The organism is Paraburkholderia madseniana (assembly GCF_009690905.1).
GTDB lineage: Bacteria > Pseudomonadota > Gammaproteobacteria > Burkholderiales > Burkholderiaceae > Paraburkholderia > Paraburkholderia madseniana.
In genome coordinates, this window is sequence record NZ_VOSW01000026.1 from 1 (window position 1) to 25,023 (window position 25,023).

The following is a 25,023-nucleotide window of genomic DNA, read 5'->3' on the forward strand; positions in this document are numbered from 1 at the left end:
CATCGCTATAGGATTCGCCGAACTGCACGACTTCGACGGTCGCCCCGCCATGCGCGCGCACCGCGTCGACTTTCACCTGCGGGGTCGTCACGGGCACCACGATGATCGCCTTCACCCCCATGCGGGCCGCCGACAACGCGACGCCCTGCGCATGATTGCCCGCCGACGCGGTAATGACACCCCGTTCCAGCGCATCCGCCGGAATATGCGCCATCTTGTTGTACGCGCCGCGCACCTTGAATGAGAACACCGGCTGGTTGTCCTCACGCTTCAGATAAACCGGATTACGCAGCCGTGCCGACAGATTCGGCGCGCGTTCGAGTTCGGTCTCGCGGGCCACGTCGTAGACGCGCGCGGTCAGGGTTTTCTTCAGGTAGTCGTGGGAAGCCATGCGGGGGGCGCGGTGCGCTTTGCGAGACGGGAAAGGGTCAATGATAGCGCCAACGGTGTGCACGCTGGCCCTCTGTGAACCTTCCACGTATCCCGGCGCGCCGGCGGCAAAGTCCAACCCGACCGTCCGGTCGGAGAATCGTCCGTATGCGTTGACGAGCGCCGTTCAGCACAAAAACGCCAAAAGTCCTGCCACAACCCTGATTTCAGGCGCCAACGCGTGGCTGGATCATGGGGTAGAATTCCATTTTGGAATAAGGATCGGAAGATGCACTGGCAGCCTCGGATCGCCCACTTGATGCCCGTCCCGCGTGAGTCTTGCCCCGCGGCGGAGCGTCACGTCCGCCACGCGCGATCGTGTAGCAGTCTCTGAGCGCCGTGAAGCGACCGATGTGGGTAGGCCGTCGGTTGCGCTTCGCTCCCCTAGAAGATTTCCAGCATTGCGCTCCACGCGCACCGTCCGCCGACGCCTCACAGAGATGAGCGCGCCCGGTTGACCCACCGAGTCGTCCGAACATGAACGCACCTCAAGTTTTCGATCCGCACGGGGCCGCCACTGCGGTGGCCGCCGATCCCGAAGCGCGTCTGCGCGAAATTCCCTATAACTACACGTCGTTTTCCGACCGCGAAATCGTTATCCGTCTGCTCGGCGACGAAGCCTGGGCGGCCCTGGCCGAACTGCGCGCGGAACGCCGCACCGGCCGCTCGGCACGGATGCTGTACGAAGTGCTCGGCGACATCTGGGTCGTACGCCGCAATCCTTACCTGCAAGACGACCTGCTCGACAATCCGAAGCGCCGCGCGCTGCTGATCGAGGCGCTGCATCACCGTCTGAGCGAGATCGAGAAGCGCCGTCGCGCCGATCTGGTCCAGCACGGCGATGAAGCGGGCATCGATCGGGCCGCCCGCGTTGAAACACTGGTGGCCGCTGCACGCCGCGCTGTCGACGATTTCGAGAGCGAATTCCAGAAGACCTTCGATCTGCGCCGTCGCGCGACCAAGGTGTTGGGCCGCGTCACGGAAAAAGACAACATCAAGTTCGACGGCTTGTCCCGCGTCTCGCACGTGACCGACGCGACCGACTGGCGCGTCGAGTACCCGTTCGTCGTGCTGACGCCGGATACCGAGGCCGAGATCGCCGGCATGATCAAGGCATGTTTCGAGCTCGGTCTGACGGTGATCCCGCGCGGAGGCGGCACGGGCTACACAGGCGGCGCGGTGCCGCTCACGCCGTTCTCGGCCGTCATCAACACCGAAAAGCTCGAACAACTTGGCGCGGTCGAGATGACCGAACTGCCGGGCGTCGAGCGCAAGGTGGCGACGATTTTCTCTGGTGCGGGCGTGGTCACCCGCCGCGTGACCGAAGCGGCCGAGCAGGCCGGCTTCGTGTTCGCCGTCGATCCGACTTCGCTGGATGCATCCTGCGTCGGCGGCAACGTCGCGATGAACGCGGGCGGCAAGAAAGCGGTGTTGTGGGGCACGGCGCTCGACAACCTCGCCTGGTGGCGCATGGTCGACCCGGAAGGGAACTGGCTCGAAGTCACGCGTCTGGACCACAACCTCGGCAAGATTCACGACATCGAAGTCGCGCGTTTCGAGCTGAAGTGGTTCGACGGCAACCACGCGCCGGGCGAAAAACTGCTGCGCACGGAAGCGCTCAACATCAAGGGCCGCGTATTCCGTAAGGAAGGTCTCGGCAAGGACGTGACCGACAAATTCCTGGCCGGTCTGCCGGGCGTGCAGAAGGAAGGCTGCGACGGCCTGATCACGTCGGCGCGCTGGGTGCTGCACAAGATGCCGGCGCATACGCGCACGGTCTGCCTCGAGTTCTTCGGTCAGGCCCGTGAAGCGATTCCGAGCATCGTCGAGATCAAAGACTATCTGTTCGAAACGTCGAAGCAGGGCGGCGCGATTCTCGCCGGCCTCGAGCATCTGGACGAGCGCTATCTGCGCGCGGTCGGTTATGCGACCAAGAGCAAGCGCAACGCGTTTCCGAAGATGGTGCTGATCGGCGACATCGTCGGCGACGATGCGGACGCGGTGGCGCAAGCGACCTCGGAAGTCGTGCGCATGGCCAACGGCAAGAGCGGCGAAGGTTTCGTCGCCGTCAACGCCGAAGCACGCAAGCGTTTCTGGCTCGACCGCAGCCGTACCGCCGCGATTGCCAAGCACACCAACGCGTTCAAGATCAACGAAGACGTGGTGATCCCGCTCAACCGGATGGGCGAGTACACCGACGGCATCGAACGCATCAATATCGAGCTGTCGATAAAAAACAAGCTGCAACTGGTCGACGCGCTCGAAGCGTTCTTCAAAGGCGGCAAGCTGCCGCTCGGCAAGAGCGACGACGCCAACGAGATCCCGAGCGCGGAGTTGCTCGAAGATCGCGTGCAGCAGGCGCTCGATATGCTGAAGAAGGTGCGCACGCGCTGGGAATTCCTGCGCGACAAGCTCGATCTGTCCTTGCGCGAGGCGCAGCACTATCTGGTCGGCCTCGGCTACGAAGGGCTGGCGGAGAAGTTTGCCGATCGCGCCGACGCGCAGCCGGATGCGACCGTGTTCCATATCACGCAAGACCGTACGGTGCGCGTGTCGTGGAAGGCGGAGATCCGGGCCGAGTTGCGTCAGATCTTCAACGGCGGCGAATTCAAGCCAATCCTCGAAGAAGCCCAGGCGATCCACAAGCAGGTCCTGCGTGGCCGCGTGTTCGTCGCGCTGCACATGCACGCGGGCGACGGCAACGTCCATACGAACCTGCCGGTCAACTCCGACAACTACGAGATGCTGCAGGACGCCCACACGGCCGTCGCGCGCATCATGAAGCTGGCGCGTTCGCTCGACGGCGTGATCTCCGGCGAGCACGGCATCGGCATTACCAAGCTCGAATTCCTGACCGACGAAGAGATCGGCGAATTCCGTGCGTATAAGCAGCGCGTCGATCCGCATGGCCGCTTCAACGCAGGCAAGCTGCTCGAAGGCGCCGATTTGCGCAACGCCTACACGCCGAGCTTCGGCCTGATGGGTTATGAATCGCTGATCATGCAGCAGTCCGATATCGGTGCGATTTCCGAGTCGATCAAGGACTGTTTGCGTTGCGGCAAGTGCAAGCCGGTGTGCGCGACTCACGTGCCGCGCGCGAACCTGCTGTACAGCCCGCGCAACAAGATTCTCGCCACCTCCTTGCTGGTCGAGGCGTTCCTGTACGAAGAGCAGACCCGCCGCGGCGTGTCGATCAAGCACTGGGACGAGTTCAACGACGTCGCCGATCACTGCACCGTCTGTCACAAATGCGTGACGCCGTGCCCGGTGAAGATCGACTTCGGCGACGTGACGATGAACATGCGCAACCTGCTTCGCAAGATGGGCAAGAAGAAGTTCAATCCGGGCAACGCGGCCGGCATGTTCTTCCTGAACGCCACCAACCCGCAGACCATTAACCTCGCGCGCACCGCGATGATGGGCATCGGCTACAAGGCGCAGCGTCTCGGCAACGACGTGCTGAAGAAGTTCGCGAAGAAGCAGACGGCGCACCCGCCGGCGACGGTCGGCAAGCCGCCGGTCACGCAGCAGGTGATCCACTTCATGAACAAGAAGATGCCGGGCAATCTGCCGAAGAAAACAGCGCGTGCCTTGCTCGATATCGAGGACAACAAGATCGTCCCGATCATCCGCAATCCGAAGACGACCACCGCCGACACTGAAGCGGTGTTCTACTTCCCGGGCTGCGGCTCCGAGCGGCTGTTCTCGCAAGTCGGTCTGGCCACGCAAGCCATGCTGTGGGAAGCGGGCGTGCAAACGGTACTGCCACCGGGCTACCTGTGCTGCGGCTACCCGCAGCGCGGCTCGGGCCAGTTCGACAAGGCCGAGCAGATCGTCACGGATAACCGTGTGCTGTTCCACCGCGTCGCGAATACGCTGAACTATCTCGACATCAAGACGGTGGTGGTGTCGTGCGGTACGTGTTACGACCAGCTCGCCGGCTACGAATTCGAGAAGATCTTCCCGGGCTGCCGGATCATCGACATCCACGAGTTCCTGCTCGAGAAGGGGATCAAGCTCGAAGGCGTGAACGGCGTGCGCTACATGTATCACGACCCGTGCCACTCCCCGATCAAGACGATGGACCCGGTCAAGCTCGTCAATCAGCTGATGGGGTCGGAGAACGACGGCTACAAGATCGAGAAGAACGATCGCTGCTGTGGCGAATCCGGCACACTCGCGGTGACGCGCCCGGACATTTCGACGCAAGTCCGTTTCCGCAAGGAAGAGGAAATGCGCAAGGGCGCAGCGAAGCTCCGTGGTATTCCTCTCGTAGCTGAGGTGGGGGCGAATGGGATCAACGCGGCCAATGCGTCGACCGGCGCGGCGGGTGCGCCGAACGGCTCCGTGCTCAAGGCGGGCGACGGGCCGCAGCCGAACGGCGCCACGGAGGTGAAGATCCTGACGAGCTGCCCATCCTGCCTGCAAGGCCTGTCGCGCTACAACGAAGACACGGGCACCGAGGCGGACTACATCGTCGTCGAGATGGCACGTCACGTGCTAGGTGAAGACTGGATGGCGGACTACGTCCAGCGGGCGAACAATGGCGGAATCGAGCGCGTGCTGGTTTAATGGCACGACTGACGATTTATGCCTGAGGACGACGATGGACTGCGTTTTTTGCCGTGAAGATGGCGGCGATGTGCTGTGGCAGGACGACACCCTGCGTGTCGTCCTCGCCGACGAACACGACTACCCGGGCTTTTGTCGGGTGATCTGGAACAAGCATATCGCTGAGTTTTCCGATCTCGCCGAGACCGACCGCGATCGCGTGATGCAGGCCGTGTATGCGGTCGAGCGTGCGATCCGGCGCATTCTCCAGCCGGTGAAGGTCAACCTGGCGAGCCTCGGCAACCAGGTGCCGCACGTGCATTGGCATGTGATTCCGCGTTTTTCGAACGACGCTCATTTCCCGCTGCCGATCTGGGCGCCGCGCCAACGCACGGTGTCCGAAGCCATGCTGTCGTCGCGCCGCGCGCAAGCTACCCTGTTGCGCGAAGCGGTGCGGCAAGAAATCGAACAGGCGTTTGGCTGAGCGCCGCCGAACCAGCCGCTTCGCGCCAGTGCCCCGACGGGCCAATCCCCCAAGGGACCTCCTGCGGAGCGGAAAGCTTGGGGCTGCTCTGCTTTTTGTTATGAGGTCATCATGAGTGGATTGACTCCCGATACCCCGGTGCCGACCGGCGTGGTCGTGCATTCCAAATCGCGCGTGCTCGAATTGCAGTACGCAAACGGCGAAACGTATCGCCTGCCGTTCGAATTGTTGCGCGTGTATTCGCCGTCGGCGGAAGTGATGGGCCACGGGCCCGGCCAGGAAACTTTGCAAACCGGTAAACGCGACGTCACGATCACGATGATCGAAGGCGTCGGCAACTATGCGGTGCAGCCGACTTTCTCCGACGGTCATTCCACCGGCATCTATTCCTGGGACCTGCTGTACGACATGGCCGTCCGTCAGGATGAACTCTGGCGCGACTATCTCGCCAAACTGGCAGCGGCCGGCGTCGACCGCGATGCCCCAATGGCGCCAGCCGGTGCTGCGCACGGGCACTGTCACTGATACGATTCGCCCTGGTCGCCGCGCTGATGCGGCGCAACATTTCAGAATACGCGAAAGGACGAGCGCGATGAGCAAAACCCACTTCGGCTTTCAATCGGTCGACGAACAGGAAAAAGCGCAGAAGGTGGCGGGCGTGTTCCACTCGGTCGCCTCCAACTACGACTTGATGAACGACCTGATGTCGGGCGGGTTGCACCGGGCGTGGAAGATGTTCACGATCGCCCAGGCCAACGTCCGGCCGGGCTTCAAGGTGCTCGATATCGCGGGCGGCACGGGCGATCTGTCGAAAGCGTTCGCCAAACAGGCAGGCGACACCGGCGAAGTCTGGCACACCGACATCAACGAATCGATGCTGCGCGTGGGCCGCGACCGCCTGCTGGACAAGGGCGTGATCACCCCGGCGCTGCTCTGCGACGCGGAAAAGATCCCCTTTCCGGACAATTACTTCGATGTGGTGACCGTGGCATTCGGCTTGCGCAACATGACGCACAAGGATGTGGCGCTCGCCGAGATGCGGCGGGTGTTGAAGCCGGCAGGCCGTCTGCTGGTGCTGGAGTTCTCGAAGGTGTGGGATCCGCTAAAAAAGGTCTACGACGTCTATTCTTTTAAGGTGTTGCCGTGGCTCGGCGACCGCTTTGCGAAAGACGCCGAGAGCTACCGCTACCTCGCGGAATCGATCCGGATGCATCCGGATCAGGAAACTTTAAAAACAATGATGGAACAAGCGGGCCTGGACGGCGTCAAATATTACAATTTGTCAGCTGGCGTGGTAGCTTTACATGTGGGGACCAAATACTAGGGTCCCTAACCCATCGATTTTTAAAGGAAAGTACGAAAATGTCCGATTCAGGTGTGTCATCTCCCCGTAAGGTTTCGAGGTCGTTGGTGAGAAGAATCGGACTGATCGCGGTGGTCGGTCTGATCATGGCCGGCTCTCTCGCCTCGCTCGATGCGGAAGCCCGCCGCATGGGCGGCGGCCGTAGCATCGGCCGTCAGTCGAACACGGTTCAGCAACAGTCGACCCCGTCGCAACCTTCCCAAAGCAATCAGGCCATGCAGCAGCGCGCGCAGCCGGCACCGGCGCCCGCGCCGACTCCGGCCGCAGCGCCTAACCGCTCGCGCTGGCTTGGCCCGATCGCCGGTCTTGCCGCTGGTCTTGGTATCGCGGCCCTGTTGTCGCACTTCGGTCTGGGCGGCGCGTTCGCCGGCGCCATGGCCAACATCATCGTGATCGCGGTGATTGCGATGATCGGCATCTGGCTGATCCGCCGCTTCATGGGTCGCAAGCGCGATACGTCGCAACCGGCGTACGCGGGCGGCGCACCGTCTCTGAATGCGGGCGGCACCGGCTATACGCAGGAGCCGCGTTACAACGCTCCGCCCACCGGCTCGTACCTCGAACCGCAAGGCAACCCGCTGACCACGCCGTCGATCAACGCTGCCCCGGCAGTGCCGGCCGGCTTCGATTCGGAAGCGTTCCTGCGCAACGCGAAGGTGTACTTCGTACGCCTGCAAGCCGCATGGGACGTCGGCAACACGGAAGACATCCGCGAATTCACCACGCCGGAAATGTTCGCGGAAGTGAAGGTCGATCTGAACTCGCGCGGTGCCGAGTCCAATCAGACCGACGTGGTGCAACTGAACGCGGAGCTGCTGGGTGTTGAAGAACGTGCAACCGAATACTTCGCCAGCGTGCGCTTCTCCGGTTTGATCCGCGAATCGGCGGGTGCGGCGGCAGAGCCGTTCGTCGAGGTCTGGAACCTGACGAAGGCGAACCGCCCCGGCGAAGGCTGGCTGCTGGCCGGCATTCAGCAGGTGGCACAGCACTGAGCCAGCAGCGGGGCAGGGCCGAGACAGCCCTGCTTGCCCTGACTTTGCACAAAGCATTGGCCGTTCGGCATAGCAGGCCGCGAAGCGAACGGACGTTACAATAGGAACCCGCGCGGGCACCTCGCCCGCGCGGGTTTTTTCTTGCCACTTTCAATGACCCTCGCCGCCAAGCCCTTCGCTGCTGCTGTCAATCATCTGCTCGCCCGCGAATCGTGGGCTCGCGAGCGCCTCGCCCCTTACGCGGGCAAGACCGCCAGACTGTCCTGTCCGCCAGTCGTGCTGATGCTGCTGGTGCAACCCGACGGCTACCTCGGCGCGGTCGACGAAACCGATGCGCAACAGTTCGATGTGACCATCTCGGTGCCGTCCGATGCGCTGCCTGCCTTCATCCAAGGCGGCCAGGCCGCCGTGATGAAGCACGTGAAGATCGAAGGCGACGCCGAGTTTGCGACGGTGATCGCCAAGCTCGCCGAGCATCTGCGCTGGGAGCCCGAAGAAGATCTGGCGAAGCTGATCGGCGACGGTCCGGCATGGCGGGTCGCGTCGGTCGTGCGCACGGTCGGCGAACATGCGCGGCGTACCGGGCGCAATCTGCTCGACACTGCCGCCGAGTATCTGCTCGACGAAAATCCGCAACTGGTGCGCCGCGCCGTGTTGGAAGACTTCAACGTCGAACTGGCCCGTGCCCGCGATGCTTTGGCGCGCGTGGAAAAGCGCATCGAGCGTCTTGAACAGAAGGTCGAAGCCCGCGGCGCAGATGCGCCGGGCGGCGCCGCTACGTCGCGCGGCACGCGCTAGTCATCGGGCACAACTATGCGTTTTCTGCGTTTCCTCAAGATTTTCTTTACGGTCATCCGCTTCGGTCTCGACGAGATGATGCTCAGCCGCGTCAACGACCGGCGTGTGCGTCTGCTGCTGCGTATCACTACCATCGGCCGCAAGTTCGAAGCACCTCCGGGTGTGCGTTTGCGGCTCGCGCTCGAAAGCCTCGGGCCGATCTTCGTCAAGTTCGGCCAGGTGCTGTCCACGCGGCGCGATCTGCTGCCGGTCGATATTGCCAATGAGCTGGCCAAGCTGCAGGATCAAGTGCCGCCGTTCGATTCGGCGGTGGCGATCGGGCTGGTCGAGAAGTCGCTCGGCGCACCGGTCGACGTGCTGTTCGACGATTTCGAGCGGGTGCCGGTGGCGAGCGCGTCGATCGCGCAGGTTCACTTTGCCAAGGTGAAAGCAGGGCAGCACGCGGGCAAGTCGGTCGCCGTGAAGGTGCTGCGGCCGAACATGTTGCCGGTGATCGATTCCGACCTGGCCTTGCTGCGCGACATCGCCGTCTGGGCCGAGCGTTTATGGGCCGACGGCAAGCGCCTGAAGCCGCGCGAGGTGGTCGCCGAATTCGACAAGTATCTGCACGACGAACTCGATCTGATGCGGGAAGCGGCGAACGGCAGTCAACTGCGCCGCAACTTCGCCGGGCTCGATCTGCTGCTGGTGCCGGAGATGTACTGGGAGTTCTGCACGCCCACCGTGCTGGTGATGGAGCGCATGGTCGGTGTGCCGATCAGCCAGGTGGAGACGCTGCGCGCAGCCGGTGTCGATATTCCGAAGCTGGCGCGCGAAGGCGTCGAGATTTTCTTCACCCAGGTGTTCCGCGATGGTTTTTTCCACGCCGACATGCACCCGGGCAACATTCAGGTGAGCCTCGATCCGACGCACTTCGGCCGCTATATTGCGCTCGACTTCGGCATCATTGGCGCACTGTCGGACTTCGACAAGAACTACCTCGCGCAGAACTTCCTCGCTTTCTTCAAGCGTGACTACCACCGTGTCGCCACGCTGCATCTGGAGTCCGGCTGGGTACCGCCTACGACTCGGGTCGAAGAACTGGAAAGCGCGATCCGCGCAGTTTGCGAGCCCTATTTCGACCGCGCGTTGAAGGATATTTCGCTCGGCCAGGTGCTGATGCGCCTGTTCTCGACTTCGCGCCGCTTCAACGTGGAAATCCAGCCGCAACTGGTGCTGCTGCAAAAAACCATGCTGAACGTGGAAGGGCTCGGCCGTTCGCTCGATCCTGAGCTGGACTTGTGGAAGACCGCCAAGCCCTATCTCGAACGCTGGATGAACGAGCAGATCGGTCTACGCGGCTGGTACGAGCGGCTCAAGATCGAAGCCCCGCAGTGGAGCAAGACACTGCCGCAGTTGCCGCGCCTGATTCATCACGTGCTGGCTCAGCGTCACGACCACACGCGCGGCGTGAACGACGACATGATTCGCCAGATTCTGCTCGAGCAGAAGCGTACCAACCGGCTGCTGCAAGGCTTGCTGCTATTCGGCGTGGCGGTGGGTGTCGGCGCGGTGCTGGCACGGGCGTTTCTGGCGTTCGCCTACGGCGGGTGATCCCGAACCTGATTCCTACGAGGCATCTCATGAGCGACCCGAACCCGCCTTCCGCACCCGACTTCGCGACCCGCGATCCCAACTCGCCCGAGTTCTGGGACGAACGCTTCGAACGCCATTTCACGCCGTGGGATCAGGCAGGCGTGCCGTCGGCGTTCCAGTCATTCGCTGGCCGGCACAGCGGCGCCGCCGTACTGATTCCCGGCTGCGGCAGTGCCTACGAGGCGCTCTGGCTGGCGCAACTAGGCAATCCAGTCCGGGCGATCGATTTCTCGCCGGCTGCCGTGGCGGCAGCGCACAAGCAATTGGGTGCGCAGCATGAGCAACTGGTCGAACAGGCTGACTTCTTCACGTACGAACCGCCGTTCACGCCGGCATGGATCTACGAGCGCGCGTTCTTTTGTGCGTTGCCGGTGGAGCGCCGTGCAGACTACGCGCAACGGATGGCCGAGTTGTTGCCGGCTGGTGCGTTGCTGGCGGGTTTCTTTTTCATCGGCGCGACGCCGAAAGGGCCGCCGTTCGGCATCGAGCGCGCTGAACTCGACGCGTTGCTCATGCCGCACTTCGATCTGATCGAAGATGAAGCCGTGAACGACTCGATTCCCGTCTTTGCTGGCCATGAGCGCTGGATGAGCTGGCGCCGTCGTGCTTGAGCGCGTCGCCGCCGCGTTTGACGGCGGCTCGGGCCGCACTTGATTCGATAGCGGCCGCCCCCATTTACGTGAACCGCGGCTGCGCCTGGCGTTTGTCCCCGAAAATCGCGGGTGACTAGCCATATGCGGCTATAATTCAAGGCTTTGCAAGCGTTTACAAGATTTCAGTAGGGAAAAGTTCATGCCGATCTACGCTTATCGTTGCGAGTCATGCGGCTTCGGGAAGGACGTGCTTCAGAAGATGAGCGACCCCCAGTTGACGCAGTGTCCCGAGTGCGGGAAAGACACCTTTCGCAAGCAGGTGACAGCAGCCGGTTTCCAGTTGAAGGGCTCCGGCTGGTATGTGACCGATTTCCGCGGCGGTAACGGCGGCGCGAGCGCGCCGGCCAAGCCCGACGCGAACGGCGGCTCGAATGCGAATTCGGGCGAAAACGCTGCAGCCGGGAACGGCGGCGCGGCGAATTCCGACACGGCTCCGGCCAACGGCACGGCCGCCGCCGCAACGCCTGCCGCAGCCGCCACGCCTGCTGCCCCACCCGCCGCTTCGGCCAGTTCGAGCGGTTCCGGCAGCGCCTAGTAGCATGGCCGCCCTTATGGGCGGCGCACACGCCGCGCGTCGGGTATCGGCTTGCGCGGCTTTCTGGCGGTACACATGACGACGAAAAAAACGACGCTCAAATCGGTGTTCCTGACTGGCCTGCTGGTGCTGGTGCCTCTGGCTATCACACTGTGGGTGCTCGGCCTGATCATCGGCACGATGGACCAGACGCTATTGTTGCTGCCGACCTCATGGCAGCCGGAGCGCGCGCTCGGCTTCCGTTTGCCGGGCCTCGGCGCGGTGCTGACGCTGGCGTTCATCTTTGTCGTCGGGCTGTTGACGCAAAACTTCATCGGGCAGAAGCTCGTGAAGTGGTGGGAAGTCGTGGTCGCTCACATTCCGGTGGTCGGCCCGCTCTACACCAGCGTCAAACAGGTGTCGGACACCTTGTTGTCGAGCAGCGGCAATGCGTTTCGCAAGGCGCTCCTGATCGAGTACCCGCGCCGCGGTTCCTATACGATTGCGTTTCTGACCGGCATTCCGGGCGGCGACGTGGTCAATCACCTGAAAGAAGATTACGTCAGCGTGTATGTGCCGACTACGCCGAATCCAACGTCCGGCTTCTTCCTGATGGTGCCCAAGAGCGAAGTGATCGAACTCGACATGACGGTCGACGCTGCGCTCAAGTACATCGTCTCGATGGGCGTCGTGGCGCCGTCCGCGCCGCCGGCGCCGGTGCGCCGCACGACAGTCGAGCCTCCGCTGTAATGCCGGCGCGCAGCGTTTATCGCCGCGCGCCGTCCAACCAATGCAAAACGAAAGACAAACATCATGTCGATGAGATCTGAATACTGCGGTCTGGTGACCGAAGAACTGCTGGGCCAACCCGTCTCGCTGTGCGGTTGGGTAAGCCGCCGCCGTGACCATGGCGGCGTCATCTTCATCGACCTGCGTGACCGCGAAGGCCTCGTTCAGGTCGTCTGCGATCCGGATCGCGCGGAAATGTTCAAGACTGCCGAAGGCGTCCGGAACGAGTTCTGCCTGCAGATCAAGGGCGTGGTTCGCGCCCGCCCGGAAGGCACCACGAACGCCTCGCTGAAGAGCGGCAAGATCGAAGTGCTGTGCCACGAGCTGATCGTGCTGAACCCGTCGATCACGCCGCCGTTCCAGCTCGACGACGACAACCTGTCGGAAACCACGCGCCTCACGCACCGTGTGCTCGACCTGCGCCGTCCGCAGATGCAGCACAACCTGCGTCTGCGTTACCGCGTCGCGATCGAAGTGCGCAAGTATCTGGACTCGCTGGGCTTCATCGACATCGAAACGCCGATGCTCACCAAGAGCACGCCGGAAGGCGCGCGCGATTACCTCGTGCCGTCGCGTACCAACCCGGGTCAGTTCTTCGCATTGCCGCAATCGCCGCAGCTGTTCAAGCAGCTGCTGATGGTCGCTAACTTCGATCGCTACTACCAGATCGTCAAGTGCTTCCGCGACGAAGACCTGCGCGCTGACCGTCAGCCGGAATTCACGCAGATCGACTGTGAAACCTCGTTCCTGTCGGAACAGGAAATCCGCGATCTGTTCGAAGCGATGATCCGTCACGTGTTCAAGGAAACGATCGGCGTCGAACTGGCCGAGAAATTCCCGGTCATGGAGTATTCGGAAGCGATGCGCCGTTTCGGTTCGGACAAGCCGGATCTGCGCGTGAAGCTCGAATTTACCGACCTGACGGACGCGGTTAAAGACGTCGACTTCAAGGTGTTCAGCACGCCGGCCAACACGAAAGACGGTCGCGTCGCGGCGATCCGCGTGCCGAAGGGCGGCGAGCTCTCGCGTGGCGATATCGACAGCTACACGGAATTCGTGCGCATCTACGGCGCGAAGGGCCTCGCGTGGATCAAGGTCAACGAAGTGGCGAAGGGCCGTGACGGTCTGCAAAGCCCGATCGTCAAGAACCTGCACGACGAAGCGGTCAAGGCGATCATCGAGCGCACCGGCGCGCAAGACGGCGACATCATTTTCTTCGCGGCGGATCGCGCGAAGGTGGTGAACGACAGCCTGGGCGCGCTGCGTCTGAAGATCGGTCATTCGGAATTCGGCAAGGCCAACGGCCTGGTCGAATCCGGCTGGAAGCCGTTGTGGGTGATCGACTTCCCGATGTTCGAGTACGACGAGGAAGACAACCGCTACGTCGCCGCGCATCACCCGTTCACGAGCCCGAAGGACGAGCACCTCGAGTATCTGGAAACGGATCCGGCGCGCTGCCTCGCCAAGGCCTACGACATGGTGCTGAACGGCTGGGAAATCGGCGGCGGTTCGGTGCGTATTCACCGTGAAGAAGTGCAGAGCCAGGTGTTCCGCGCGCTGAAGATCGGCGCGGAAGAAGCGCAAGCCAAGTTCGGTTTCCTGCTCGACGCGCTGCAATACGGCGCGCCGCCGCACGGCGGTATCGCATTCGGTCTGGACCGCATCATCACGATGATGGCCGGCGCCGATTCGATCCGCGACGTGATCGCGTTCCCGAAGACGCAACGCGCGCAGTGTCTGCTCACGCAGGCGCCGAGCGAAGTGGACGAGCGCCAGTTGCGCGAGTTGCACATCCGTCTGCGTCAGCCGGAACCGAAGGTCTAAGCGGGATCGAACTAACGCTGTCTGAAAACGACAGCTGGAAGCAAACGAAAAAGGCGCGTGATGCGCCTTTTTCGTTTTTTGCGTTACAGTCGCAGCAACCGGTCTCGACCGCTTATTGGACCATTCGCCGACATGTACCGCGCAAGCGTTGCGCCCAGTCTTTACGCCATGCCGAAACCGCCGAAGATCCCGCAATCCGTACTCGTCGTCATCCATACGCCCGCGCTCGACGTGCTGTTGATCCGGCGTGCCGATCATGCAGATTTCTGGCAATCGGTGACCGGCTCGAAAGACCAGATCGATGAACCCTTTGTCGAGACGGCGACGCGCGAGGTGGCGGAGGAAACCGGCATCGTGATCGGCAGTACGCTCGTGCCGCACAGTGCGTTGTTCGACTGGCAGTACTCGATCGACTATGAGATCTACCCTCAGTTCCGGCATCGCTATGCCGAGGGCGTGATCCACAACACCGAGCACTGGTTCAGTCTGGAAGTGCCCGAGCAGCTCGAAGTGACGCTCGCGCCGCGCGAGCACACCGCGTTCCTGTGGCTGCCCTATGAAGAGGCGGCCTCGCGCTGCTTTTCGTCGTCGAATGCCGACGCGATCCTGCAATTGCCGAAACGGCTCGCTGGGCGCCTGAATGGCCAGCCCGAGGAGCGTGCCCGGTGAGCGTCGGCGGCGCGCGCCGTTTCGCGCGACTCCGGCAAGCGCTGCTCGGCCGCCGCTACTGGCAGCGCTACCGCTTCACCAGCGGCAACGAGGTCAAGCTGCTGCGTTCCGGCGAAGAGTACTTCGCCACGCTGATCGAGCGCATCGACGCGGCGCAAAGCGACGTGGTTCTCGAAACCTATATTTTCTGTGACGACAGCGCGGGCCGGGCCGTCAGCGCGGCTTTGCTGCGCGCAGCCTCGCGCGGCGTGAAGGTGCGCGTGATTACCGACGGCATCGGCACCGAGCGCCTGCCGATGTTCAACGAATGGCCGCTCACTGGCATCGACCATCGTATCTACAACCCGCATCTGTTCGGGCGTTTCGGCTTCTCGCGTACGCACCGCAAGATCGCGGTGGTGGACGATCAGTTCGGCTACTGCGGCGGCATCAACATCGTCGACGATTACGAGAACAACGGCGAGAAGCTGCCTTACCGGCGCTGGGATTTCACGGTGGAATTGCAGGGGCCGGTGGTCGCCGATATCCGCCAGGCGTTCGAGGTGCAATGGCGGCGGATCCATCTCGGGCATCGGCCCCTGGATTCGCTCGGGCCTGATCTCGGGCCGAAGACCATGGCGTCGCTCGGCACGCTGCGCCGCCGGCGCCGCAATCGCAACGAGGCGCTCTGGGCCGGCGGGCTGCCATGCGTGGCCTTCGTCGCGCGCGACAACCTGATCAACCGCCGCGCCATCGAAAAGGCGTATCTGACCGCGATCGGCCAGGCCCGCAGCGAAGTCTTGCTGGCCAACCCGTACTTTATGCCGGGCCGCAAGCTGCGGCGCGCGCTGGTGTTCGCGGCGCGGCGCGGCGTCGACGTGAAGCTCATCATCGGGCGCAAGGAGTTCAAGGCGCTCGATTACGCCGTGCCGTTCCTGTATCGTGCGCTGCTCAAAGCCGGCGTGCAGATCGCCGAGTACGAGAAAACCATGCTGCACGGCAAGGTCGCGGTGGTGGATTCGAACTGGGGGACGGTCGGCTCGTCGAACCTCGACGCGTTGAGCCTGATGCTCAACAACGAAGCCAACGTGGTGCTGGTGAACGACCCGTCGATCGGCGCGCTGCGCGAAGCGATCGTCGCCGCGTTCAAGGAATCGCGCCGGATCGACGAGGCGCGCTATGATGCCCGTCCGGCGGGCGAGCGCTTGCTCAACTGGCTTGCCTACACGACCTATCGGGCGGTAATGAAGCTATTAACGGTGGGTGGCTATGACTAGCTCATCGACACCTCGCACATAACGGCAAGGGCACAGCGTCAATGAAAGGGACAAAAAGAAGGCAAACGCCTCTAAAAAATCTCCTTCCTCTGATTGACGGATGCCGCAGAATTGAAGCCGGGTTAGAAACCGGTTTCTAATAAAGTCCTTGTTTCGCGGACGGTCGCACACAATAATAGTACGGCCGTTCGATTTTCTTTCGGTCACATTAGAACGGTAAAAAGCTATGCGAAAAGGCGAACAAACACGAGTCGCGATTCTCGAAGCAGCACTTGATCTGGCAAGCCGCGACGGACTGGAAGGTCTGACGATTGGATTGCTGGCCGAGCGCATGCAGATGAGCAAAAGCGGTGTGTTCGCGCATTTCGGGTCGCGCGAGGATTTGCAGGTCGAAGTCGTGCGCGAATACCACCGTCGTTTCGAAGACGAGGTGTTTTTCCCGAGTTTGCGTGAGCCTCGTGGATTGCCGCGCTTGCGCGCGATGATTTCCCGCTGGATCGAGAAACGCATTCAGGAAGTCACCACGGGGTGCATCTACATCAGCGGCGCCGTCGAGTACGACGACCGCGGGGACAACCCGGTGCGTGAACAACTGGTGTCGAGTGTAACGATCTGGCGTGCGGCGCTCACGCGGGCAATTTCGCAGGCGATGGAAGAAGGGCATCTGCGCGCTGATACCGATCCGCAGCTGATGCTGTTCGAACTGTACAGCTTCACGCTCGGCCTGCATCACGACGCGCGCTTCCTGCATCTGCCGGACGCAGTGCGTCTGACGTGGGCCGCGCTGGAAAAATTGATTGTTTCGTATCAGAGCGAAAGCCGTTAGCAGAGCCGCCGAAATCAAGCAGATTCAGCGGCGCTGAAAGATCCGATCCACGGACTCAGCTAACGGCCTCGCTCCTTGTCAAACTTGGGAGAGAGTCATGGGACAGTACGCCGCGCCGCTGCGCGACATGCAATTCGTGTTGCACGAGCTGCTTAACGTCGAAGCCGAGATCAAGCAGATGCCGAAGCACGCGGATCTCGATGCGGACACGATCAACGCCGTGCTCGAAGAGGCCGGCAAGTTCTGCTCCGAAGTGCTGTTCCCGCTCAATCACAGCGGCGACCAGGAAGGCTGCACGTATGTCGGCGACGGCGTCGTGACCACGCCGAAGGGCTTCAAGGAAGCCTACAAGCAATACGTGGAAGCCGGCTGGCCGGCACTCGGCTGCGATCCGGACTACGGCGGCCAGGGCCTGCCCGCGTTCGTCAACAACGCGCTGTATGAAATGCTGAACTCGGCGAACCAGGCGTGGACGATGTACCCGGGCCTGTCGCACGGCGCGTACGAATGTCTGCATGCGCACGGCACACCGGAACTGCAGCAACGTTACCTGCCGAAGCTGGTTGCGGGCGTCTGGACCGGCACGATGTGTCTGACCGAGCCGCACTGCGGCACCGACCTCGGCATCCTGCGCACCAAGGCCGAACCGAACAGCGACGGCTCGTACGCGATCAGTGGCACGAAGATTTTCATCTCCAGCGGCGAACACGATCTCGCGGAGAACATCGTTCACCTGGTGCTCGCGCGTCTGCCGGATGCGCCGAAGGGCACCAAGGGCATCTCGCTCTTCATCGTGCCGAAGTTCGTGCCGAACGAAGCGGGCGAACCGGGCGAGCGCAACGGCGTGAAGTGCGGTTCCATCGAACACAAGATGGGCATTCACGGCAACGCGACCGCGGTGATCAATCTGGACAACGCGAAGGGCTGGCTGGTCGGTGAGCCGAACAAAGGCTTGAACGCGATGTTCGTGATGATGAACGCCGCGCGTCTGGGCGTTGGCATGCAGAGCCTGGGCCTGACCGAAATCGGCTATCAGAACTCGCTGGTGTACGCGAAAGAGCGTCTGCAAATGCGCTCGCTGACCGGCCCGAAGGCGCCGGAAAAAGCCGCCGACCCGATCATCGTGCATCCGGATGTGCGCCGCATGCTGCTCACGCAGAAGGCCTACGCCGAAGGCGCGCGCGCGTTCTCGTACTGGTCCGCGCTGCACATCGACAAGGAACTGTCGCACGCCGACGAATCGGTGCGCAAGGAAGCCGCGGATCTGGTCGCGCTGCTCACGCCGATCCTGAAGGCATTCCTCTCGGACAACGCGTTCGAGAGCACCAACCACGCCATGCAGATCTACGGCGGCCACGGCTTCATCACCGAGTGGGGCATGGAGCAATACGTGCGCGACGCGCGTATCAACATGATCTACGAAGGCACCAACGCGATTCAGGCGCTCGACCTGCTCGGCCGCAAGATTCTCGGCGACATGGGCGCGAAGATGAAGAAGTTCGGCAAGCTGGTGTCGGATTTCGTCGAAGCCGAAGGCGTGAAACCGGAAATGCAGGAGTTCATCAACCCGCTCGCCGACATCGGTGACAAGGTGCAGAAGCTGACGATGGAAATCGGCATGAAGGCCATGCAGAACCCGGACGAAGTCGGCGCTGCCGCCGTGCCGTATCTGCGTACCGTGGGCCACCTGGTGTTCTCGTACTTCTGGGCGCGCATGGCACGTATCGCGCTGGACAACGAAGCATCGGGCGATCCGTTCTACAAGGCCAAGCTCGCGACCGCACGCTTCTACTTCGCGAAGCTGCTGCCGGAAACGGCCATGACGATCCGTCAGGCACGCGCCGGTTCGAAGTCGATGATGGACGTCGAAGAGTCGCTGTTCTAAGACACACACTTCACGGCAAGCGCCACGCCCTCAAGAGGCGTGGCGCCTTCCACCGCCACAAGTCACACATCGCGAAACATAAGAGACACCTTCGCGACACCGCATAACTCCCCGGAGGAACGACGTGAGCAATCTGATCATTCGCAAGGTAGCCGTGCTCGGCGCCGGCGTGATGGGCGCGCAGATCGCAGCGCACCTGATCAACGCCAAGGTGCCCGTGCTGCTGTTCGACCTGCCTGCAAAAGAAGGCCCGAAGAACGCGATTGCCCTGAAGGCGATCGAGAATCTGAAGAAGCTGTCGCCCGCGCCGTTCGGCGTGAAGGACGACGCGCAATACATCCAGCCCGCGAATTACGACGACGACATCGAGAAGCTCGCCGAGTGCGACCTCGTGATCGAAGCGATCGCCGAACGCATGGACTGGAAGCACGACCTGTACAAGAAGGTGTCGCCGCATATCGCACCGAATGCGATCTTCGCGACCAATACGTCGGGTCTGTCGATCACGGAACTGTCGAACGGTTTCTCGGATGAACTGAAGGCGCGTTTCTGCGGCGTGCACTTCTTCAATCCGCCGCGCTACATGCACCTGGTCGAACTGATCCCGACCGCAACGACGCGTCCGGAAATCCTCGACCAACTCGAATCGTTCCTGACGAGCGTGGTCGGCAAGGGCGTCGTGCGCGCGAAAGACACGCCGAACTTCATCGCCAACCGCGTCGGTATTTTCTCGATCCTCGCCGTGATTACCGAAGCCGCAAAGTTCGGTCTGCGTTTCGACGAAGTGGACGACCTGACCGGCTCACGTCTGGGCCGCGCGAAGTCGGCAACGTTCCGCACGGCTGACGTGGTCGGCCTCGACACGATGGCGCACGTCATCAAGACGATGCAGGACACGTTGAAGGACGACCCGTTCTTCCCGGTCTACGAAACGCCGGCCGTGCTGGCTGAACTGGTGAAGAAGGGCGCGCTCGGTCAGAAGACCGGCGGCGGCTTCTACAAGAAGGAAGGCAAGGCGATCAAGGTGCTCGACCCGAAGACGGGCACGTATGTCGACGGCGGCGCGAAGGCCGACGAACTGGTCGGCCGCATTCTGAAGCGCCCGCCGGCAGAGCGTCTGAAGCTCCTGCGCGAATCGGAGCATCCGCAAGCGCAATTCCTCTGGTCGATTTTCCGCGACGTGTATCACTACATCGGCGTGCATCTGGAATCGATCGCTGACAACGCACGTGACGTCGATCTGGCCATCCGCTGGGGCTTCGGCTGGAACGAAGGTCCGTTCGAAGGCTGGCAGACGGCCGGCTGGAAGCAGGTCGCCGAATGGGTGCAGGAAGACATCGCGGCAGGCAAGGCGTTGTCGAACGCGCCGCTGCCGTCGTGGGTGCTGGAAGGTCCGGTTGCTGAGAAGGGCGGCGTGCATACGAACGAAGGTTCGTGGTCGCCGGCTTCGAAGACTTTTGTGCCGCGTTCGTCGCTGTCGGTCTACGACAAGCAGGTGTTCCGCGCACCGCTGGTTGGCGAAACGTCGGCTGATCCGAAGACCTACGGCAAGACGCTGTTCGAAACCGACGCCGTGCGCGCGTGGGTCGACGACCGTGCTGGCGAGAACGACGTCCTGATCGTGTCGTTCAAGAGCAAGATGAACACGATCGGACCGTCGGTGATCGACGGTCTGACGCAAGCCATCGAACTGGCCGAGAAGGACTACAAGGGTCTGGTCGTGTGGCAGCCGACGTCGCTGAAACTCGGCACGCCGGGCGGCCCGTTCTCCGCAGGTGCGAACCTCGAAGAAGCCATGCCCGCGTTCATGATGGGCGGCGCGAAGGGCATCGAGCCGTTCGTGAAGAAATTCCAGCAAGGCATGCTGCGCGTGAAGTACGCGAACGTGCCGGTCATCTCGGCTGTGTCGGGCATCGCGCTCGGCGGCGGCTGCGAGCTGGCGCTGCATAGCGCGAAGCGTGTCGCGCACATCGAAAGCTATATCGGCCTGGTGGAAGTCGGCGTGGGTCTGGTGCCGGCGGGCGGCGGTCTGAAGGAAGCGGCACTGCGCGCGGCGGAAGCCGCGACAGCAGCCGGCGCGACCAACGACCTGCTGAAGTTCGTGCAGAAGTCGTTCGAAAACGCGGCAATGGCGAAGGTTTCGGCCTCGGCGCTCGACGCCCGCGCAATGGGCTATCTGAAGCCGTCCGACACGATCGTCTTCAACGTGTTCGAACTGCTCGACATCGCGAAGAAGGAAGCGCGCGCGCTGTCCGCCGCGGGATACCGTCCGCCGCTGCGTGTCACGCAGGTGCCGGTGGCCGGCCGCTCGGCGATCGCAACCATCAAGGCATCGCTCGTCAACATGCGCGACGGCCGTTTCATCAGCGAGCACGACTACCTGATCGCCAGCCGCATCGCGGAAGCGGTGTGTGGTGGTGACGTGGAAGCGGGCAGCCTCGTCGACGAAGAATGGCTGCTCAAACTAGAGCGTCAAGCGTTCGTCGATCTGCTCGGCACGCAAAAGACGCAGGAACGGATCATGGGCATGCTGCAAACCGGCAAGCCGGTGCGCAACTAAGCGAGGAGCCTCAAATGACAAAGCAATTGCAAGACGCATACATCGTCGCCGCGAGCCGCACGCCGATCGGCAAGGCGCCGCGCGGGATGTTCAAGAACACGCGCCCCGACGAACTGCTGGTGCACGCGATCAAATCGGCTGTGGCGCAAGTGCCCGGCCTCGACACCAAGGTCATCGAAGACGCCATCATCGGCTGTGCGATTCCGGAAGCGGAACAAGGCCTGAACGTCGCGCGCATGGGCGCACTTCTGGCCGGCCTGCCGAACACGGTGGGCGGCGTCACGGTGAACCGCTTCTGTGCTTCGGGCCTCACCGCGCTGGCTATGGCGGCTGACCGTATCCGCGTCGGCGAATCGGACGCGATGATCGCGGGCGGCTGCGAATCGATGAGCATGGTGCCGATGATGGGCAACAAGCCGTCGATGTCGCCGCATATCTTCGATCGCAATGAAGACATCGGCATCGCCTACGGCATGGGCCTGACCGCGGAGAAGGTCGCCGAGCGCTGGAAGATCAGCCGCGAAGCGCAAGACGCGTTCTCGGTCGAATCGCATCGCCGCGCCATCGCCGCGCAGCAAGCTGGTGAGTTCAACGACGAAATCGCCGCGTACACGATCACCGAGCGTTTCCCTGATCTCGCTACCGGCGAAGTGCGTATCAAGACGCGTGAAGTCGCGCTCGACGAAGGCCCGCGTGCGGAAACGTCGCTGGAAGGTCTGGCGAAACTGCGCGCGGTGTTCGCGAACAAGGGTTCGGTGACGGCGGGCAACAGCTCGCAAACATCGGACGGCGCGGGCGCGTTGATCGTCGTGTCGGAAAAGATGCTGAAGGAATTCAACCTGACGCCGCTCGCCCGTTTCGTCAGCTTCGCCGTGCGCGGCGTGCCGCCGGAAATCATGGGTATCGGTCCGAAGGAAGCGATTCCGGCCGCACTGAAGGCCGCCGGCCTGAAGATCGAGGACATGGACTGGATCGAGCTGAACGAAGCCTTCGCCGCGCAATCGCTGGCGGTGATTCAGGACCTCGGTCTCGATCCGTCGAAGATCAACCCGCTCGGCGGCGCGATCGCTCTCGGCCACCCGCTGGGTGCGACGGGCGCGATTCGTGCGTCGACGGTAGTGCACGGCCTGCGCCGCCGTAACTTCAAGTACGGCATGGTGACGATGTGCGTCGGCACCGGCATGGGCGCGGCGGGCATCATCGAACGCCTGTAATCATGTTCGCTCAGGTTCCGTCGGTGATCCTTGTCGCGATCGCTGCGGTGATTCCCGCAGTGGTCTCCCCTGTGATCCCCGCAGTGATCCCTTAGGAACCGCATAAACGGTTCGCAGGCCGCCAGGCTTGCGAACCGTTTTTTCATTCAGCAGTAGCGAGGAGTACGAGGAGATGACAATGGATATTCTGGTCGAGCGCGCCGACGGCGTGCTGACGATTGCCTTCAACCGGCCCGAAAGGAAAAACGCGATCACCGCCGCGATGTATCAGACGATGTCCGACGCATTGGTCGAAGCGCATGGCGATACATCGATCCGCGCGATTCTGATTCGCGGCAGCGCCGGCATTTTCAGCGCCGGCAACGATCTCGAAGACTTCATGAAGAAGCCGCCAGGCGGCGAAGACGCGCCGGTATTCCAGTTCCTGCGTGCGCTCAGTTCGGCGGAAAAACCGGTGGTGGCGTCGGTGGCGGGGCCGGCAGTCGGCATCGGCACGACGCTCCTGCTGCATTGCGATCTGGTCTACGCAGCCAATACGGCGAGCTTTTCGCTGCCGTTCACGCAACTCGGGCTGTGTCCGGAAGCGGCGTCGAGTTTGCTGTTGCAGCGCGTGGCCGGCTATCAGGCAGCAGCGGAAAAGCTGCTGCTCGGCGAAGCGTTCGACGCTGCCGAAGCGCACCGTATGGGTTTCGTGAATCGCGTGCTGCCCGCGGCTGAAGTCGATGCGTTTGCAGCCGCGCAAGCGGCGAAGCTGGCGGCGCTGCCGGCGTCGTCGCTGCGGTTGACGAAGAGTCTGATGAAGCGCGCGAGCCAGCATGAACTGCAAACGCAGATGAGCGAGGAAGCGGTGCACTTCGCCAAGATGCTGATCGCGCCGGAAGCGCGCGAGGCGTTCAAGGCGTTCTTCGAGAAGCGCAAGCCGGATTTCCGGCAGTTCGACTGACCGGCTGCGTTCAGGCGCTCCTCGAGGGTGCCTGAAAATGCCTCAGGCGCTTGAGAATGTTTCAGACGCTCAAGGTTGCGTCGGCTGCAAGGTATCGTAGTCGACGTAGCTGGTTTCCCGGCAGAAGCTGACAAGCCGTACGCCCGCTTTACGGGCAATCGCAATCGCCAGAGAAGACGGCGCCGAAATCGTGGCGACCATCGGCACGTCGACACGCGCCGCCTTGCGCACCAGCTCATAGCTGGCGCGGCTCGACAGAAACACAAAACCTTCCCGGGTATCCGCGCGGTCGAGCACCAGTTGGCCGATCAGCTTGTCGAGCGCGTTGTGACGGCCGACGTCTTCGAAGGCGTAACGGATCGCGCCTGCCGCATCGCACCATGCGGCGGCGTGCAGGCCGCCGGTCAGACGCGTCAGCGCCTGGTGTTCGGGCAACTCGCGCGCGGCACGCGCGATCGCATCCGGCGCAAGCCGCTGCAAAAAGCCGGTGTCCGGCACGCGTTCCGGTTTCAGATCCAGCAGATCGATGCTTTCGATCCCGCATACGCCGCAGCCGGTGCGCCCGGCGAGCGCGCGGCGCTTTTCCTTCAGCGCGACGAAAGCCTGCTGCACCACCGTCAATTGCACTTCGGCGTGCGGCAATTCGTCATCGTCGTGCAGCTCGACCTCGATGTCCTGAATGTCGCTGCCGCGCTCCACGATCCCTTCCGAAATCGCGAAACCGACCGCGAACGCTTCCAGATCGCGCGGCGTGCACATCATCACCGCGTGCGAGATGCCATTGAAGACGAGCGCCACGGGCCATTCCTGACCGACGTGATCGGTGACGGTTTCGACCGCTGCGCCGCGATGCCGGTGCACCTGGCGCTCCACGGCGCCCGTCTGCCCGTCTGTGTCCAGTTCGTTCAAGCGACTTCACTCCTTTCATGCTGCGCGCGTTTCTACGGCCTGCAGCCTTGCCCGGCGGCGCGAAGCAGCGCCAGACCACGCCGCTATCGCGCGAATAAGGTTCTAAAATACCTCAAGCTGGGCTTGCGCGTTGCCCGCCACCAAAGAGGAATACTGTCATGGGACTCAACGAAGCACCGCTTCTGTTCAACTTCGAAGTCGCGTCCTCGGAGAATTTCACCTACATCCCGATGTCGGTGCGCTTCAATCTCGATCGCTTCGGGCTGCGCATCACCCTTGAGCAGTGGCAAATGCTGCCGCTCGAAGACCGCAAGCTGCTGGCGCGATTTCCGGTCGAAGAAGACGCAGAAATCGAGCCGAATTTCGACCACGCTCTGTTCGAGATGTTGCGCACGCACGCGAATATCGAGCCGGAGTGGTTCACGCCCGAGGAAGCGCCTGCCTGGCGCCGCACGGATGCCGTGCCGGACGGCGTAGTGCATCAGGCGGGGCTGGCCGGCCTGCCCACGCCGCGTGTCGCTCAGTGGGCCGAACTCGAGCCGTTCGAGCGCTACGTACTCGCCAAATTGTCGCGCAAGCCGGAAAGCAACCACGACTTCGTCCCCGCAATGAAGGAATTTGGTGCGGCCGGCTAGGTGCGGCCGGTTAGTACAGACCAAGGGACGTCCGGCCAGCCGCTGCCGCCCAGGCACCTCCAGCCAGACGCCCCAGCTCAATCCGCGAAATATT

The 25,023-nt window shown here is 62.6% G+C and carries 21 protein-coding genes; 19 read left to right on the plus strand and 2 right to left on the minus strand.

What is annotated here, in order from left to right; all coding sequences use genetic code 11:
• Positions 1–391 (minus strand): pyridoxal-phosphate dependent enzyme (locus FSO04_RS15410; RefSeq protein WP_154560514.1); only part of this gene is annotated, 391 nt, incomplete at its 3' end.
• A 515-nt stretch (positions 392–906) separates the two neighbouring features.
• Between FSO04_RS15410 and FSO04_RS15415 the strand changes: the two genes are divergently transcribed.
• The 18 genes from FSO04_RS15415 (at position 907) to FSO04_RS15500 (ending at position 23,385) form a co-directional block, all read left to right on the plus strand.
• Complete coding sequence (locus FSO04_RS15415; protein WP_154560515.1) at positions 907–5,001, plus strand: DUF3683 domain-containing protein; 4,095 nt, start codon at positions 907–909, stop codon at positions 4,999–5,001.
• Between the two features lie 34 nt (positions 5,002–5,035).
• Positions 5,036–5,464, plus strand: coding sequence for an HIT family protein (locus FSO04_RS15420; protein WP_154560516.1), 429 nt, complete (start codon positions 5,036–5,038; stop codon positions 5,462–5,464).
• A gap of 111 nt (positions 5,465–5,575) precedes the next feature.
• Positions 5,576–5,989, plus strand: coding sequence for a gamma-butyrobetaine hydroxylase family protein (locus FSO04_RS15425; RefSeq protein ID WP_154560517.1), 414 nt, complete (start codon positions 5,576–5,578; stop codon positions 5,987–5,989).
• A gap of 67 nt (positions 5,990–6,056) precedes the next feature.
• A complete protein-coding gene (ubiE, locus tag FSO04_RS15430) occupies positions 6,057–6,788 on the plus strand; it encodes a bifunctional demethylmenaquinone methyltransferase/2-methoxy-6-polyprenyl-1,4-benzoquinol methylase UbiE (RefSeq protein ID WP_093646467.1) in 732 nt (243 codons plus the stop codon).
• 38 nt (positions 6,789–6,826) lie between these two features.
• Positions 6,827–7,819 carry a Tim44 domain-containing protein gene (locus FSO04_RS15435; RefSeq protein ID WP_154560518.1) on the plus strand — a complete coding sequence of 331 codons (993 nt, stop codon included), beginning with the start codon at positions 6,827–6,829 and terminating at the stop codon, positions 7,817–7,819.
• Positions 7,820–7,972: 153 nt separating this feature from the next.
• Positions 7,973–8,617, plus strand: coding sequence for a ubiquinone biosynthesis accessory factor UbiJ (locus FSO04_RS15440; protein ID WP_154560519.1), 645 nt, complete (start codon positions 7,973–7,975; stop codon positions 8,615–8,617).
• 15 nt (positions 8,618–8,632) lie between these two features.
• The gene (gene ubiB, locus FSO04_RS15445; RefSeq protein ID WP_154560520.1) at positions 8,633–10,210 is read left to right on the plus strand and encodes a ubiquinone biosynthesis regulatory protein kinase UbiB; all 1,578 of its coding nucleotides are present in this window, start codon (positions 8,633–8,635) and stop codon (positions 10,208–10,210) included.
• 29 nt (positions 10,211–10,239) lie between these two features.
• Complete coding sequence (locus FSO04_RS15450) at positions 10,240–10,863, plus strand: methyltransferase domain-containing protein (RefSeq protein WP_154560521.1); 624 nt, start codon at positions 10,240–10,242, stop codon at positions 10,861–10,863.
• 181 nt (positions 10,864–11,044) lie between these two features.
• Positions 11,045–11,440 (plus strand): FmdB family zinc ribbon protein, encoded by a 396-nt coding sequence (locus tag FSO04_RS15455; protein ID WP_154560522.1) that lies wholly within the window; start codon positions 11,045–11,047, stop codon positions 11,438–11,440.
• Positions 11,441–11,515: 75 nt separating this feature from the next.
• Positions 11,516–12,169 (plus strand): DUF502 domain-containing protein, encoded by a 654-nt coding sequence (locus FSO04_RS15460; RefSeq protein WP_093646478.1) that lies wholly within the window; start codon positions 11,516–11,518, stop codon positions 12,167–12,169.
• 63 nt (positions 12,170–12,232) lie between these two features.
• Positions 12,233–14,032, plus strand: a complete 1,800-nt coding sequence (gene aspS / locus FSO04_RS15465; protein WP_154560523.1) for an aspartate--tRNA ligase — start codon at positions 12,233–12,235, stop codon at positions 14,030–14,032.
• Between the two features lie 168 nt (positions 14,033–14,200).
• A complete protein-coding gene (nudB, locus tag FSO04_RS15470) occupies positions 14,201–14,701 on the plus strand; it encodes a dihydroneopterin triphosphate diphosphatase (protein ID WP_154560591.1) in 501 nt (166 codons plus the stop codon).
• Positions 14,698–15,957, plus strand: coding sequence for a cardiolipin synthase ClsB (clsB, locus tag FSO04_RS15475; RefSeq protein WP_168435696.1), 1,260 nt, complete (start codon positions 14,698–14,700; stop codon positions 15,955–15,957). The genes nudB and clsB overlap by 4 nt, the downstream gene beginning before the upstream one ends.
• Before the next feature lie 226 nt (positions 15,958–16,183).
• Entirely contained in the window at positions 16,184–16,783 is a 600-nt protein-coding gene (locus FSO04_RS15480) for a TetR/AcrR family transcriptional regulator (protein WP_046566835.1), read from the plus strand.
• Positions 16,784–16,880: 97 nt separating this feature from the next.
• Entirely contained in the window at positions 16,881–18,668 is a 1,788-nt protein-coding gene (locus FSO04_RS15485; RefSeq protein ID WP_154560524.1) for an acyl-CoA dehydrogenase C-terminal domain-containing protein, read from the plus strand.
• A gap of 124 nt (positions 18,669–18,792) precedes the next feature.
• Entirely contained in the window at positions 18,793–21,228 is a 2,436-nt protein-coding gene (locus FSO04_RS15490; protein ID WP_168435697.1) for a 3-hydroxyacyl-CoA dehydrogenase/enoyl-CoA hydratase family protein, read from the plus strand.
• Positions 21,229–21,242: 14 nt separating this feature from the next.
• The gene (locus tag FSO04_RS15495) at positions 21,243–22,442 is read left to right on the plus strand and encodes an acetyl-CoA C-acyltransferase (protein WP_120347548.1); all 1,200 of its coding nucleotides are present in this window, start codon (positions 21,243–21,245) and stop codon (positions 22,440–22,442) included.
• A 172-nt stretch (positions 22,443–22,614) separates the two neighbouring features.
• Positions 22,615–23,385: an enoyl-CoA hydratase gene (locus tag FSO04_RS15500; RefSeq protein ID WP_154560525.1), complete on the plus strand. Its 771-nt coding sequence runs from the start codon at positions 22,615–22,617 to the stop codon at positions 23,383–23,385.
• Between the two features lie 69 nt (positions 23,386–23,454).
• On the opposite strand, the gene fdhD is transcribed toward FSO04_RS15500, so the two are convergent.
• Positions 23,455–24,294 carry a formate dehydrogenase accessory sulfurtransferase FdhD gene (gene fdhD / locus FSO04_RS15505; protein WP_154560526.1) on the minus strand — a complete coding sequence of 280 codons (840 nt, stop codon included), beginning with the start codon at positions 24,292–24,294 and terminating at the stop codon, positions 23,455–23,457.
• Positions 24,295–24,452: 158 nt separating this feature from the next.
• Here fdhD and FSO04_RS15510 point away from each other — a divergent pair, with 158 nt between their 5' ends.
• Positions 24,453–24,929 carry a nitrate reductase associated protein gene (locus FSO04_RS15510; protein WP_154560527.1) on the plus strand — a complete coding sequence of 159 codons (477 nt, stop codon included), beginning with the start codon at positions 24,453–24,455 and terminating at the stop codon, positions 24,927–24,929.
• Positions 24,930–25,023: the final 94 nt, after the last annotated feature.